A 13,607-nucleotide genomic window follows, 5' to 3' on the forward strand; every position below is an offset into this window, starting at 1 on the left:
GGTTACGGCGTGACGGAGCCGACCACGACCGAGCCGGTGCCGAGCACCGCGCCCTGGTCGGAGAGGACGCGCATCTCACCGAAGAGCTGACGACCGGCAGCGGGTGCTGCGTTCGCCGTGAGCTGGCCCGAGACCGGCGCCGAGGCACCGGGGGCGAGGTCGAGGGCGGTCGCGGGGACCGTCAACGAACCCAGCGCCGGGCTGAAGAACACGTCGAGGTAGTCGTACTGGGTGCTGCCGCTCGGTACGGCGTAACCGTCGACCCGCACGGTGTAGGTGGCCGCCACCGGGTTGGTGATGGTCACCGACTCCTCGGAGTCGCCGTCGGCCTGCTGGGCGACGATCGCGCCGCCGCGCAGGACGAACAGGTCGAGGTCGGCGCCCTGGTCGGACGGCCGCCCGATCGTTGCCGTGAGGCGAGTGGCGCCCGCGGGCACGACGACCTGGAACTCCTTCACCTCGTGGTTGGCGATCGTGTTGCGGCCGGAGACCGCGCTGCCGAGGACCCCACCCTGAGGCGTGGCACTGACCTGGCCGAACTGGTTCGTCACCGTCCACGACACGGGAGCCGGCTGGCCCGCCGTCACCGAGGCGAGGGTCTGGGACGCCGGGTCGACGACCACACCCTGGACCGCGGCGGCGATGGTGAACGGGTTGGCGAGGGTCGGCGTGGTGCGCCGGGCCTCGACCTCCAGCTCCCAGATGCCGGGAAGCGGGTTGGCATAGCTCCGTGAGGTGCTGTTGCACGACGGGTCGCTGAAGTTGGTGAAGCACACCAGCGACGACGTCGACTCGACCGGAACGCCATACGGGTTGAAGGCGATCCAGCGAACCTGGCCACCTGCCTGCACACCGCTCAGGTTGACCTGCAGGGCCTTGGCGCCCTGCGGGACCGTCACGAAGACCTTCTTGGTGAGGTTGCGCTCGACGGAGTCGGACGTGGACTTCGCGTAGGACGGTGCCGCCAGGTCCTGCGAGAGGACCACGGTGAGCAGCACGCGCTGGTCGACGACCTTGGTCGCCGGGTCGTCGATCTCCAGGATCGCCGAGTGCGTACCCGGGGTGCTCGTGCGGGCCTTCACCGGGATGTCGACCGACTCACCCTTGGGCATCGGACGGCTGGTGGTCGGCAGCGAGAACGTGCCGTCGTTGCCGACGAGGCGCAGGTTGTGCGCCACCCGGCCACCGGTTCCGCTCGTGCGCGTCGCCTTGACGATGTAGGTCTTGGTCTCGCCGGATACCTGGCCGCCGTGCGCTGCGTCGCAGCGGTTGAAGACACCCGGACCCTCGTTGGGCGTCGCGAGGAGGTCCGAGAGCGGGGTGCAGACCGGGGCCGTCGTCGTGATGTCCTGCGCGGACGGCTTGGTCTTGAGCAGCTCCCAGGCTCCGGGGATGTCCACCAGACCGGCGCCCTGCCCGATGGCCTCGACGTTCGTGGCGTAGTCGGCCGAGCTGTAGAGCGAGTCGCGCAGCTGTCGGGTGGTCACGTCCACACCAGTGGCCTTGGCAGCCGACAGGAGCAGTGCCACGCCGCCGGCAGTCTGCGGCGAAGCCATCGACGTGCCGTTGAAGTGCGCGTAGCCCGGAGGCAGCGAGTAGCCGGTCTCGGGGACGGCGCCACCAGGCTGCCAGGTCGGGATCGAGGAGACCGCCGACCCGGGGGCCATGACGTTGGGCTTGAAGCCACCATCCTCACGAGGGCCGCGCGAGGAGTAGTTGTGCAGTGCCAAGGCCGACGAGACCTCCGCGCCGTAGTTGGACAGCCAGGTCTCCTTCGTCACCGAGGAGGCGACGCTGATGACCTTCGTGGCGACCGACGGGTCACCGATCGAGTTGATGCCGGGGCCGCTGTTGCCGGCCGAGATGACCAGCTGGACGCCGCCGTCGATGATGGCGTCGTAGAGCCGGGCCCGGGCGTTGTTGCCGTCGTTGAGGGCAGGCAGGCCACCGATCGACATGTTGATCACGTCGACGCCGCGCTTCTCGGCGAGGTCGACCATGCCGTCGGTCAGCGCGACGGCGGTGCAGCCACCGCCCCACGAGCAGGCGCGGGTCGAGACGATCTTGGCGCCGGGCGCCTGACCGTCCATCGCTCCGCCGAAAAGGCTGTGCCCGGCTGCGATGCCGGCGACGTGGGTGCCGTGGGCGGCCTCCACGACGCCGATGTTGACGAAGTCGGCCTTCTGGCCGGGCAGGCCCGCGGGGGCAAGGTCGACGTCCTCGCGGTACTCGACGGTGAAGGGCATCGACTCGGCGATCGCCGTGGCCGGGTTGTCCGTGCCGAAGTGGCCGACGTCGAAGTGCTCCTTGTAGGGCCGCATCTTCTCGGCGGCGGAGAACGTCTGGTCCTGGTTGGCGTCGACCCAGATGTCGTGGGTGGTCTCGTTGTACAGGATGCCCCAGCGGTCGGTCTTGTCACCGTCGCGGTTGAAGTCACCGGCCGCCTCGTCGTTGGCCGAGATGCTCTCCGCCACGCGCTGGAACTTGTAGGTGCCCTCGGGCGAGGTCCACGTGCCGGCGACGCCGGCCACGGTGAAGCTGGGACCGGTCACGCTCGTGAGCATGGCGCGCCAGGACCCGTCGCTCTCGATCAGCGGGTCGGTGCCCGTCACCCAGTCGACGATCTTGCGCTCGCCGGTGCTGGTGGTCTGCAGGGCCGGGTGGTCCAGGTCGACGCCCGAGTCGATGACACCGATCGTGATGCCCCGCCCGTCCCACGTGGTGTGGGCGTTCTTGAAGGCGATCGAGCCGATGTCGCGGGTCGGCATGTAGGGGTTGTCGTTCGGCGTGCCCGCACCAGGTGCCGGCTGCGGCGCGGCCAGGGCTGCCCCGGCGGGCTGCTCCGCCTCGGGCTTGGGGAGCGGGATCGACTCGTTGAGGTCGACCGCGAGGACGGACGAGGACTTGGCCAGCGCGTCGACCTTGCCGGTCGGCACGCTGGCGCTCACGTAGCCGTACTTGTCGCTGACCTTGGCGACCCAGCCGCCGGCGGCCTTGATGCTCTTGGCGGTTGCGGTGGCCTGCCCCTTGCCGGTGGCGACCATGATGGTCACCCGCGGGGTGCCCTTGTCCTGGGCCCGGGTGAGCAGCTCGCGGTCGTGCTGACCGAGCTTGTCGTTCGCCTTCGGCTTCTTGATCTTGCCCTGGGCCGTTTGGGCCGTGGGGGTCTTGTCATTTCCGGCTACGCGGTCTCCGGGGTCTGCGCCCGCCATGGGGGCGGTTGCTGCTGCGACAAGTCCTGCCGCAGCGATCCCAGCGATCGTCGTGATGCCGCGGCGCGTGATGCGTCCGGTCACGGTGGTGTCCCTTCAGTCATCCTGCAGGTCCTCCTGAGCTGCAGGCGTCGCACCCGGGTTGGCCGGGGGCGAACCGAGTCAGTGTGACCCGAGTTGTGGCCGGCGATATGGGTGGTATGGGTAAATTCTTGGTCAGTAACTGCTGGTCAGCGCCCCGCGCCGACGTGCGTTGCCAGGTGTGACGGTGTGGCGCGCAGCCCCTATCGTCGAGTTGTGTCGACGCGGCGCCAGCGCGGTCAACGCCCCGAGCAGGGGTGGACCGTGGTGGTGGCACTGGTGGCGGTCACGCCACATCTGATGGCCCTCGCTGACGTTCAGGGCTGGGTGGCCACCGCGCTGAGTATCCCCGTCCTCCTGCTCGTGCTCGTGGCCTTCCTGGGTGTCGTCGCGTACGGCATCAGTGGAGGCGGATGACGACGGCGTCGGCCCAGCCGCAGGGGCCCACCACTCCCGGTGCACTGTCCCCCCGCTGCATCTTCCGCCTGGCGTCGAAGGGTCGTAGGTTGCAAATCGTGCGCGACAACGAGGTCGTGACACACGAAGGGAGTTACCCATGCGTAGAGGACGCCTACTCGCCACGGCTACCGCCGGGGCGATGGTTGCGGCCGGAATCACCGGTGCAGTGACCACAGCCTCGGCAGCGACGACGGCGGTCACCGCCGCCGGTGCTGCGGCAAACTACGTGGTCCTGCTCGACGCGGGTGCGTCGACGTCAGCCGTCGCCGCCCAGCTCAGCGCCGCCGGAGCCACCGTCACCCGGGCCAACACCGCGATCGGCCTGATCAGCGTGACGTCACGCGACAGTGCATTCCGCGCCTCCGCCGGCGCCATCTCCGGGGTCAAGGGGGTCGCGTCCGACGTGTCCATCGGCTCCACTCCGCAGGGCGCCGTGTCCAAGGACGCCGTGGAGCGCGAGCACCTCGCCGCCGCCTCGACCACGAAGGGCTCCGGGCAGGCCAAGCACGAGGCGCGCAAGTCCGGCGAGGACCCCCTCGACAACCAGTTGTGGGGCATGGACATGCTGAACCGCTCCGCGGCCCACGCCATCGAGAGCGGCGACAAGCGCGTCACCGTCGGCATCATCGACACCGGTGTGGACGGCAACCACCCGGACCTCAAGGCCAACTTCGACTTCGCCAAGTCGCGGAACTTCACCACGGACATCGTCGGCATCGACGGTCCCTGTGAGTACGCGGGCTGTGTCGACCCTGCTGATGTGGACGACAACGGGCACGGCACGCACGTCGCCGGCACCATCGGCGCGGCCCTCAACGGCCTCGGCGTGAGTGGTGTGGCCCCCGGCGTCACCCTGGTCAACGTCCGCGGCGGCCAGGACAGCGGCTACTTCTTCCTCGGCCCGGTGACCAGTGCGCTCACCTACTCCGGCGACACCGGCATCGACGTCGTCAACATGTCCTTCTACGTCGACCCGTGGCTCTACAACTGCGCCAACGGTGCGCCGCAGGACTCAGCTCCGGCGGTGGCCGACCAGCAGGTCATCATCGAGGGTATGACGCGTGCGCTCAACTACGCGTACGCCCACGGAGTGACGCAGGTCGCGGCCCTGGGCAACGACCACGACAACATCTCGAGCCCGCGGCACGACTTCTCCAGCCCGGACTACGACAACCCGGCCCTCTCCTGGGACAACACGCCCTACGAGCGGACCATCGACAACGCCACCTGCAAGGACCTGCCGGTCGAGGGGCCGCACGTCATCGGCGTCTCCGCACTCGGCCCGTCGGGCAAGAAGTCGGACTACTCCAACTGGGCCACCGACCTCACGTCCGGTGAGCTCGAGGTGTCTGCTCCGGGCGGATGGTTCCGTGACGGCTTCGGCACCCCGACCTACCGCACCAACGGCAACCTGATCCTCTCCACGGCTCCGCTGCACGTGCTCCAGGCCGAGGGTCTGGTCGACGCCGACGGGACCATCAACGAGGACGGCCTGGCAGCGGGCGTCCAGCGTGACTGCGTGACCAAGGGCGCCAACACCGCCTGCGGCTACTACCAGTTCCTGCAGGGCACCTCGATGGCGTCACCGCACGCCGCCGGCGTCGCCGCCCTCGCGGTCAGCGCCCACGGCACCGTGGACGGCAACCGCGGCATGACCATGTCGCCTGACGCAGTGGCCTCGCTCATGATGGCCACCGCCACCAACCACGCCTGCCCGCCGGGCGGCGTGCAGTCCTACCTGCAGGAGGGCCGCTCGGCCGCATACACCGCCACCTGCAACGGCACCGACGACTTCAACGCCTTCTACGGCGCGGGGATCGTCAACGCCCTGGGAGTGGTGCAGTAGCAACGGAGTTCGTCCAACGCGGAAGGCCCCGGCCCAATGGCCGGGGCCTTCTGCGTTCTCTGGGTCAGGACAAGTCACGTCAAGCCGCCAACTCACCTGGGCCGGTATCGGAGGGCGACGGCCCCCGACCGGAACTCACGGCGATCCACGAGCTCGAGCTGGATGCGTTCGCGCAGACCGGCGAGCAACGTCGGCCCGTGTCCGGCAAGGACCGGCTGCACCACGAACACGTACTCGTCGATCAGTCCCAGATCTGCCAACGCCAGGGGAAGGGTCACGCCACCCACGAACAGGCCCTCACCCGGCTCCTGCTTGAGCCGCTGAACAGCCGCCCCCAGGTCGCCTCGCACCAGCTCCGCATTCCAGTCGACCCTGCTCAGCGTGCTCGACACCACGTACTTCTTGGTCCGGTCGATGGCCTCGGCGAACGGGATCTGCACCTCGTCCATCCACTCGGGCCACCCGCCCGTGGCCGGCTGCCGCCACGCCGACTCCATCATCTCGTAGGTCACCCGGCCAAAGAGCAGGGCATCGGCTCGTTGTATCTCAGCGGTCCAGTAGCGCATCGACTCCTCGTCGGGTGGGAGCCCTGCCTCGTGGTGGCAGCAGCCGTCGAGGGTGACGTTGATCGAGTAGCGAAGTGGTCTCATCTCGTTGACCTCCCTTGATGCGCGCAGCGCGTTGTCACCGGCGGTCGCAGCCGATGAGAAGTCTCGCAGCCACCTCGGCCTCCGAGGTGGCGGACTTCGAGATCCGTGGAAGCCAGTTGGTCACTCAGGCACGCACTCAGGCACGACAAAGGCCCTCGTCGCGGTGCTGACGGAGGGCCTCTGACCTGCGGTTTTGTTGGTCGGGGTGACAGGATTTGAACCTGCGGCCTCTTCGTCCCGAACGAAGCGCGCTACCAAGCTGCGCCACACCCCGTGGCAATCGCCACCCACGCCAGTTCGACGGGAGCAGCGACAGTGAAGGATAGCCCACCACACCCGGCCGCTCCCAATCGGTATGCCGGCGGCCCGGGGCCTGCTCAGGAGCCGACGGGCACCAGGGTCAGCAGACTGGCTTCCGGGCGGCAGGCGAACCGCACGGGTGCGTAGGGCGAGGTGCCCAGCCCGGCCGACACGTGCAGCCACGCGGCGTCCGCCGGGGCCGCCGAGGAGGGCGCCGAACCTGCCCCAGGCCACCACCGCGAGACCCCCTTGGCGCGGTCGGTCGGCAGGTCGCAGTTGGTCACGAGCGCACCGTGGAACGGCAGCGCGAGCTGCCCACCGTGGGTGTGCCCCGCGATCAGCAGCCGCGCACCGTCGGCCGCCATCGGGTCCAGGACCCGCTGGTACGGCGCGTGCGTGACCCCGATGGTCAGCGCAGCCGAGGTGGATGCGGGTCCGGCGACCGCGGCATACCTGTCCTTGCGGATGTGGGCGTCGTCCGTGCCGACCAGCTCGACCTCGGTGCCCGCCACCGTGAGCGTCGTCCGCACGTTGTCGAGGTCCACCCAGCCACCGTCGCGCAGGCCCGCGCGCAGGTCCTCGATGGGCAGGTGCACCAGGCTGGCCGGCGCCTCCGCGTGGCGCCGCGTGAGGTAGCGAGCGGGATTCTTGGGGACGGGCGCGTAGTAGTCGTTCGAGCCCATGACGAAGACGCCGGGGAACGCGAACAACGGCTCCATCGCGTGCAGCGCCCCCGGAACTGCGTCGAGCGCCGCGAGGTTGTCACCGGAGTTGACGACCAGATCGGGTGACAGCGTCGCGAGCCCACGCACCCACTCGATGCGACGGCGCTGCCGGGGCACGAGGTGCAGGTCGGAGATCTGGAGGATCCGCAGGGGACGAGCGCCCGGAGCCAGGACCGGCACGGTGAACCGGCGCAGCGCGAACCAGTTCCGCTCCACCACGCTCGCATAGCCGACACCGGCCACGCCGAGCGCGGCGACGCCGGCTGCTGCCCCCAGGATCGTGTTCATCGCCGCCATCCTTGCAAACGCCCTGCTCGCACACGAAATGCGTGCAGGCTCCCTGCCTTCACGACGAAACCCCGTAGGTCGGACCACCACCCGCCTGAGAGACTGGCTGCATGACCGAGCAGAGCCTCAAGGCCACCATCCAGAGCGACCTCACCGACGCGATCCGTCAGCGCGACCAGGTGCGTTCGGGCACCCTGCGCCTGGCGCTGACCGCGATCACCAACGAAGAGGTCTCCGGCACCGAAGCCCGTGAGCTCAGCGACGACGAGGTCCTCAAGGTCCTCGCCAAGGAGGCCAAGAAGCGCAAGGAGGCCGCGACTGCCTACGCCGGCGCGGCCCGTCCCGAGCTCGCGGCCAAGGAGGAGGCCGAGCTCCTCGTGCTCGAGGCCTACCTGCCCGCCCAGCTCTCCGACGAGGAGCTCACGACCATCGTCGCCGCTGCCATCGAGCAGACCGGCGCGACCGGTATGCCGCAGCTCGGCCAGGTCATGAAGGTCGCCCAGGGCGTCGTGGCAGGGCGCGCCGACGGCGGCCGCGTGGCCGCTGCCGTCAAGGCCTCACTCACCAAAGCCTGAGGTATGCCGCGGGGCGGGCTCCGCGGCATACCGAACGAACGGGGCCCCTCACCGCTGTGGTGAGGGGCCCCGTTGCTCACTGAGGTGGCGGCGTCTGGCCCGGCCCGGGGCCGGGCTTCCTGGGCTTGGTCGGCTTCGGGTCCGGGGTCTTCGTCGGCTTCGGTATCGGGGCGAAACCGGAGGAGACGTAGAGGCCGACCGTCGACCCGCGGATGGCTGTGCCGCTCGGGTCGGTGTAGACCACCACGCCCTGCGGGAGTCCGCTGTTGGTCAGGCCGGCGATCTGGGCAAGGAAGCCGGCTTCCCTGAGCCGCGCGCTGGCCTCGGCGACCGACATGCCGCTCACGACCGGCACCGCGATGCGATCGCCGTTGAGCACCTTGGTGCTGGGTTCGCCGAACTGGCGCTCGGGCATCCCCTCGGAGGCTCCCAGCATGATCGCCCGCCACGTCGGGGCCGACAGCGTGCCACCGAAGATGTCGCCGTAGCTGCGGTCGCCGAGCGTCAGGTTGCGCAGGCTGGACTGGCTGTCGGGGGTGCCGATCCAGACCGCCGTCGAGAGCTGGGCGGTGTAGCCGATGAACCAGCCCTCGGCGTTGTCCTCCGTGGTTCCGGTCTTGCCCGCGGCGGGCCGGCTGCCGAGGGACGCGCCCTTACCGGTGCCGTCCTTGATGACGCCCTTGAGGAGCTCGGTCGTGCCGCGGGCAATGTCCTTGTCGATGACCTGCTTGCACGGATTGGCACCGATCTTGAGCGGCTTCTTGTCCGCGGTGGTGATCGACAGGATGGGGTTCGGCGGGCAGTACTTGCCGTCCGCGGCGAGCGTCGCGTAGGACGCGGCCAGGGTCAGCGGGGTCGCGTCGGACGAGCCGAGCGTCACGGGGGAGGGGTAGCACTCGATCTGTGCGCCACTGCCCTGGTGCAGCCCCATCGTCGTCATCGTCTTGCGGACGTTCGGCACACCCAGCTTGAGCACCAGTGAGGCGAACGCCGTGTTGACGGACTTCGCGGTGGCGGTTTTGAAGGGGATCGGCTTGCCGCCGATCGACTCGTCGTTGCGGACCTCCCACGGGACCTGGGAGCCACACGACCCTTGCTCCTGGGGGGTGTAGACGGCCGGCCGCTTGGTGTTGGCGTACTTGGACGGGACGGTGCCGTTGACCGACATGCCCTTCTGCAACGCCGTGACGATCGCGTACATCTTGGCGGTGGAGCCGAAGTGCTGGCCGACCGTGCCGCCGTACTTGCGGTCCACGTTGAAGTTCACCTGGTTGTAGGAGACGCTGGTGTCCTTGCTGGACCTGGGGAAGCTGGTGTTCTGGACCATGGCCACGATCCGGCCGGTCCCCGGTGCCACGACGCTGGCCGCGGCGCCCACGAACTGCGTCTTGCCACTCTTGGACTTGTCGCCCTTGGCCCGCCGGAGCGCCTTGTTGCCGACCGGCACGCGCTTGGTCAGCTCCTTGAGCGCCATCTTCTGCACGACCGGGTCGAGGGTGGTCTGGATGGTGAGGCCACCGCCGGTGATGTTCTTGATCCGCTCCGGCTCCGACTTGCCGAGGGCGTCCAGGGCGTGGTTGCTGGTGTCCTTGAGGTAGGCCATGACGTAGTTGCAGAAGTACGGCTCGGACGACGCGGCGCAGTTGCTCAGCGGGTTCTTCAGCTTGAGCATCTTGCGGACCGGGATGGCCTTGGCGGCCTTGAGCTCCTTGTCCGTGATGATGTTGAGGGCGCGCATCCGGTCCAGGACGACGTCGCGGCGGGCCTGGGCCTTCTCGGGGTTGTTGCGGGGGTCGGTCTTGCCCGGGTTCTGGACGAGGCCGGCCAGCAGGGCTGCCTGGGGGAGGTTGAGCTTCTTGGCACTGACGCTGAAGTAGTGCTGGGCTGCGGCTTCGATGCCGTACGCCAGGTCCCCGTAGTAGGCCAGGTTGAGGTAGCCCTGCAGGATCTGGTCCTTGGTCATCTCCTTCTCCAGGGTGACCGCGTACTTGATCTCCTGCACCTTGCGAGAGGCGCTCTTGCGCACCGCCGCCTGGGCGGCTTCCTCGTCGTTGTTGCGCAGGGCGTTCTCCTGCAGCGTGAGCTTGACGTACTGCTGGGTCAGCGTCGAGGCACCCTGGACGTCACCGCCCTGGGCGTTGGACGCCACCGCGCGGAGGATGCCGCGGGGATCGACGCCACCGTGCTCGTAGAAGCGGCTGTCCTCGATCGCGATCTGCGCCTTCTGCATGATCGGCGCGACGTCCTTGAGGTTGACGATGATCCGGTTCTCCTGCTGGGGAGTCGCCAGGATCCCGCCGCGCGCGTCCTTGATCGTGGACTGCTGCGACAGCTGGGTGGCGGTGAACTCCCCCGGGAGGTCGTCGAACATCTTCACTCCACCGGTGGCCGTGCGGCCCGTGGCGAAGGCTGCGGGGATCAGCAGACCGGCCGCCAAGATGCCCGCAACCATCGCCGTGGCGACGAAGGCTCCGAGCAGGCTGACAACTTTTCCGAGGTCGGTGGCGCGTTCGTGCATGGCCACAGGGTAACTGCCGAACATGGGGTAACCCGGCTCCGGACGACGAGCGCTTCGATTTGCTCCCACTCGTGACGTTTGCCGTGTTTGGCCATCACCCCTCCGTGCAGGGAAGGCATGGTTCGAAATGACTAGTCCCTTTGGCCATCGCAGAACTACACGAATGGGCCATGTCATGAAGGTGCCTTTACTTCCTATCGTTTTCAAACGTCGATACGGACATAAGACGCACTGTGAAGCGTCTGAATCAGCAGTATCTGGAGGCACTGAGATGACCATCGCACCAGCGCGACCGGGCGGACAGGCTGTCGGCACGGCATGGATGGATGACTGGGCGCCCATGGGCTCCTGCTCCAAGTCCGACCCTGATGCCTTGTTCGTCCAGGGGGCCGCGCAGCAGACCGCCAAGGTCGTCTGCCAGCGGTGTCCGGTCATCGCCGAGTGCCTCGCGGACGCCCTCGACAACCGCACCGAGTTCGGCGTCTGGGGCGGGATGACCGAGCGCGAGCGTCGGGCGCTGCTCAAGCGCCGACCCAACATCTCTTCCTGGGCTGCACTGTTCGCCCAGGCCCGCAGCCAGACCCCGGCCGAGGCCGAGAGCGCCTGACTCCCTCACAGCCCGACAAAGTCCCTGGCCATCCCCCCGGTTCCAGGGACTTTGTCGTGTCTGGGGTGTGCGGGTCAGGGGTGTGCGCGACTGGGGTGTGCGGGTCAGGGCGTTCGGGTCAGGGCAGCGGCGATCTCGCGCAGGCCGTCGAGGTCGTGGATGTCCTGCGCGGACGCCGGGACCTCGACGACCGGTATGCCGGGGTGTCCAGCCGTGAACCGGGCGGCCAGCCGCTCCTGTCGCGCCGCCGTCTCGGCCAGGGACGCGTGCAGGCGGAGCAGGCCCTCGGCCGTCGCCGCCGTGGGGGAGGGGTCGTCGGCATCGGCGAGCTGCTCCGCGGCCGCCAGGGCTCGTGAGGCCGTCAGGGTGGGTGCGGCCACGCGCTGGATCCGGTTCACGACGAGCCCGGCGAGCGGCATACCCTCCTCGTCGAGGCGGCCGGCGAAGAAGGAGGCCTCGCGCAGCGCGTCGCGCTCGGGGGCGGCGACCACGACGAACGCGGTCTCCGAGTTCTTGAGCAGCGCATAGGTCTGGTCGGCTCGCTCGCGGAACCCACCGAACATCGTGTCGAGGGCCGCGACGAAGGTCTGCACGTCCTGGAGCAGCTGGCCGCCGAGCACTTTTGACAAGGTGTTGGTCACGACGTTGACCCCGACGCTGAAGACCTTGAAACCCGCGCGCCCACCCGCCTTGGCAGGGGCGGAGAGGAGCCGGATGAAGCGGCCGTCCAGGAACGAGCCGAGCCGCTTGGGTGCGTCGAGGAAGTCCAGCGCCGACCGCGACGGGGGCGTGTCCACGATGATGAGGTCCCAGCGGCCGTCGCGGCCCGCCTCGGCTCGCAGCTGTCCCAGCTTCTCCATCGCCATGTACTCCTGCGTGCCCGCGAACGAGCTGGAGACCGCCTGGTAGAAGGGGTTCGCGAGGATCTGGGCGGCCTTGTCAGGGGTGGCGTGCTGCTCGACCACCTCGTCGAAGGTGCGCTTCATGTCGAGCATCATCGCGTCGAGCGATCCGCCGGGCTCCGGGTCGCCGGGACCGCCGTTCATCCGCACCCCCGCCACCGGACGAGGCGTGTTGTCGAGCTCGGTCAGGCCCAGCGACTGGGCGAGCCGACGAGCCGGGTCGATGGTGAGGACGACGACCTTGCGGCCGTGCTCCGCCGCCCACAGCCCCAGCGCGGCCGCGGTCGTGGTCTTGCCGACGCCACCCGCTCCACAGCAGACGACGATCCTCGTCCGAGGGTCGGTCAGGAGAGCGGCCAGGTCGAGCGTGGCCGCTCTGCCCGGGGTGGGCGTGCCCCGGGTGGGCGTGGTCCGGGTGGGCGTGCGCGAGGCCATCAGACCATCCCCTGCTCGTCCAGCGACTGCGCCAGCACCGTGATGCCACCGGCCTCGGTGCCCTCCGCCAGGAAGGGGAGCCGGATCGTGAGCCGGCCTTCTTCCTCGAGGATCGCGTCCTGCTCGCGCTCGAGGGCGATCCGGTCGGCATGGTTGGCGCCGTCGGCGAGCAGGCCCGCGACCATGCCGTTCGTGACGCGGACGCCGACGCCCGCCAGGTCTGCGGCCACCCCTTCGACCAGCTTGGCGGTCCGCCGGCCGCGCACCGCCTTGAAGGCCTTGTCGGTCAGCAGCGGGTCGCGCAGCTGGTTGACGACGATGGCACCCAGCGGGAGGTCGGTGCGGCGCAGCTCGGCCAGGGCGTCGACGGTCTCCTGCACGGGCATCTCCTCGAGCAGTGTGACCACGTGGACCGCGGTGGTGTGGCTGCGGAGCATCCGGGTGATCGAGTCTGCCTGCGAGCGGATCGGACCCACCTTGGCGACGTCGGCGACCTCGGCGTTGACGTTGAGGAACCGCACCACGCGCCCGGTCGGCGGGGCGTCGAGCACCACGGCGTCGTAGGCGGGAGCCGTCGGACCCTTCCCGCTGCGGCGCCCCGCGGCCTCGTAGACCTTGCCGATGAGCAGGACGTCACGGACCCCGGGTGCGATCGTCGTGGCGAAGTCGACCGCGCCGAACCGGTCGAGCACGGTCATCGCCTTGCCGACCTTGTAGAACTTCTGGAGGTACTCCCGCAGCGAGGCCTTCGCGTCGATCGAGATCGCCCACAGCTGTCCGCCGCTGCGGTCGGTCAGGATGCGCGTCTCGGTGTGCCCCAGGGGCGCCACGTCGAACGTCTGCGAGATCCCCTGGCGTTCCTCGACCTCGGCCAGCAGGACCCGCTTGCCCTGCCGGGTGAGGGCCAGCGCGAGCGCGGCAGCCACCGTGGTCTTCCCCGTGCCGCCCTTGCCGGTGACCACGTGGAGCCGGACCTTGGACAGGTCGTGGGTGGTCTCGGGCATGTCGC

General features: G+C 69.2%; 10 protein-coding genes and 1 tRNA gene. 4 read left to right on the forward strand and 7 right to left on the reverse strand.

The genetic code is table 11. The features are described from left to right. Positions 1–2 precede the first annotated feature (2 nt). Complete coding sequence (locus AC1DWP_RS11315; RefSeq protein WP_477614553.1) at positions 3–3,296, reverse strand: S8 family serine peptidase; 3,294 nt, start codon at positions 3,294–3,296, stop codon at positions 3–5. Between the two features lie 213 nt (positions 3,297–3,509). Here AC1DWP_RS11315 and AC1DWP_RS11320 point away from each other — a divergent pair, with 213 nt between their 5' ends. Both AC1DWP_RS11320 and AC1DWP_RS11325 read left to right on the forward strand, forming a co-directional pair. Continuing rightward, positions 3,510–3,710, forward strand: a complete 201-nt coding sequence (locus AC1DWP_RS11320; protein ID WP_477614554.1) for a hypothetical protein — start codon at positions 3,510–3,512, stop codon at positions 3,708–3,710. A 139-nt stretch (positions 3,711–3,849) separates the two neighbouring features. Beyond that, positions 3,850–5,598: a S8 family serine peptidase gene (locus tag AC1DWP_RS11325; protein ID WP_477614555.1), complete on the forward strand. Its 1,749-nt coding sequence runs from the start codon at positions 3,850–3,852 to the stop codon at positions 5,596–5,598. A 92-nt stretch (positions 5,599–5,690) separates the two neighbouring features. On the opposite strand, the gene AC1DWP_RS11330 is transcribed toward AC1DWP_RS11325, so the two are convergent. The 3 genes from AC1DWP_RS11330 to AC1DWP_RS11340 all read right to left on the reverse strand — a co-directional run bounded on the left by AC1DWP_RS11330 (position 5,691) and on the right by AC1DWP_RS11340 (position 7,561). Continuing rightward, positions 5,691–6,248 (reverse strand): dihydrofolate reductase family protein, encoded by a 558-nt coding sequence (locus tag AC1DWP_RS11330; RefSeq protein ID WP_477614556.1) that lies wholly within the window; start codon positions 6,246–6,248, stop codon positions 5,691–5,693. Between the two features lie 197 nt (positions 6,249–6,445). Continuing rightward, a tRNA-Pro gene (locus tag AC1DWP_RS11335) sits at positions 6,446–6,522 on the reverse strand. 103 nt (positions 6,523–6,625) lie between these two features. Next, entirely contained in the window at positions 6,626–7,561 is a 936-nt protein-coding gene (locus tag AC1DWP_RS11340; protein ID WP_477614557.1) for a metallophosphoesterase, read from the reverse strand. A gap of 110 nt (positions 7,562–7,671) precedes the next feature. Between AC1DWP_RS11340 and AC1DWP_RS11345 the strand changes: the two genes are divergently transcribed. Then, on the forward strand, positions 7,672–8,136 hold the full coding sequence (locus AC1DWP_RS11345) for a GatB/YqeY domain-containing protein (RefSeq protein WP_477614558.1): 465 nt from the start codon (positions 7,672–7,674) through the stop codon (positions 8,134–8,136). Between the two features lie 76 nt (positions 8,137–8,212). On the opposite strand, the gene AC1DWP_RS11350 is transcribed toward AC1DWP_RS11345, so the two are convergent. Next, on the reverse strand, positions 8,213–10,654 hold the full coding sequence (locus AC1DWP_RS11350; protein ID WP_477614559.1) for a transglycosylase domain-containing protein: 2,442 nt from the start codon (positions 10,652–10,654) through the stop codon (positions 8,213–8,215). 271 nt (positions 10,655–10,925) lie between these two features. Between AC1DWP_RS11350 and AC1DWP_RS11355 the strand changes: the two genes are divergently transcribed. Next, positions 10,926–11,261, forward strand: a complete 336-nt coding sequence (locus tag AC1DWP_RS11355) for a WhiB family transcriptional regulator (RefSeq protein ID WP_477614560.1) — start codon at positions 10,926–10,928, stop codon at positions 11,259–11,261. Positions 11,262–11,365: 104 nt separating this feature from the next. Here the strand turns inward: AC1DWP_RS11355 and bagB are convergent, their stop codons facing one another. Together bagB and bagA are read right to left on the reverse strand one after the other, a co-directional pair. Then, complete coding sequence (bagB, locus tag AC1DWP_RS11360) at positions 11,366–12,598, reverse strand: ATPase BagB (protein WP_477614561.1); 1,233 nt, start codon at positions 12,596–12,598, stop codon at positions 11,366–11,368. Continuing rightward, positions 12,598–13,602, reverse strand: a complete 1,005-nt coding sequence (bagA, locus tag AC1DWP_RS11365; protein ID WP_477614562.1) for an ATPase BagA — start codon at positions 13,600–13,602, stop codon at positions 12,598–12,600. The genes bagB and bagA overlap by 1 nt, the downstream gene beginning before the upstream one ends. Between the last annotated feature and the right edge of the window lie 5 nt (positions 13,603–13,607).

Source organism: Pedococcus sp. P2_F6 (assembly GCF_056403675.1).

Coding starts and splice junctions, on each gene's coding strand:
- bagA (WP_477614562.1), bottom strand. CDS start 13,602: ATGCCCGAGACCACCCACGACCTGTCCAAGGTCCGGCTCCACGTGGTC.
- AC1DWP_RS11340 (WP_477614557.1), bottom strand. CDS start 7,561: ATGAACACGATCCTGGGGGCAGCAGCCGGCGTCGCCGCGCTCGGCGTG.
- AC1DWP_RS11325 (WP_477614555.1), top strand. CDS start 3,850: ATGCGTAGAGGACGCCTACTCGCCACGGCTACCGCCGGGGCGATGGTT.
- bagB (WP_477614561.1), bottom strand. CDS start 12,598: ATGGCCTCGCGCACGCCCACCCGGACCACGCCCACCCGGGGCACGCCC.
- AC1DWP_RS11330 (WP_477614556.1), bottom strand. CDS start 6,248: ATGAGACCACTTCGCTACTCGATCAACGTCACCCTCGACGGCTGCTGC.
- AC1DWP_RS11350 (WP_477614559.1), bottom strand. CDS start 10,654: ATGCACGAACGCGCCACCGACCTCGGAAAAGTTGTCAGCCTGCTCGGA.
- AC1DWP_RS11345 (WP_477614558.1), top strand. CDS start 7,672: ATGACCGAGCAGAGCCTCAAGGCCACCATCCAGAGCGACCTCACCGAC.
- AC1DWP_RS11355 (WP_477614560.1), top strand. CDS start 10,926: ATGACCATCGCACCAGCGCGACCGGGCGGACAGGCTGTCGGCACGGCA.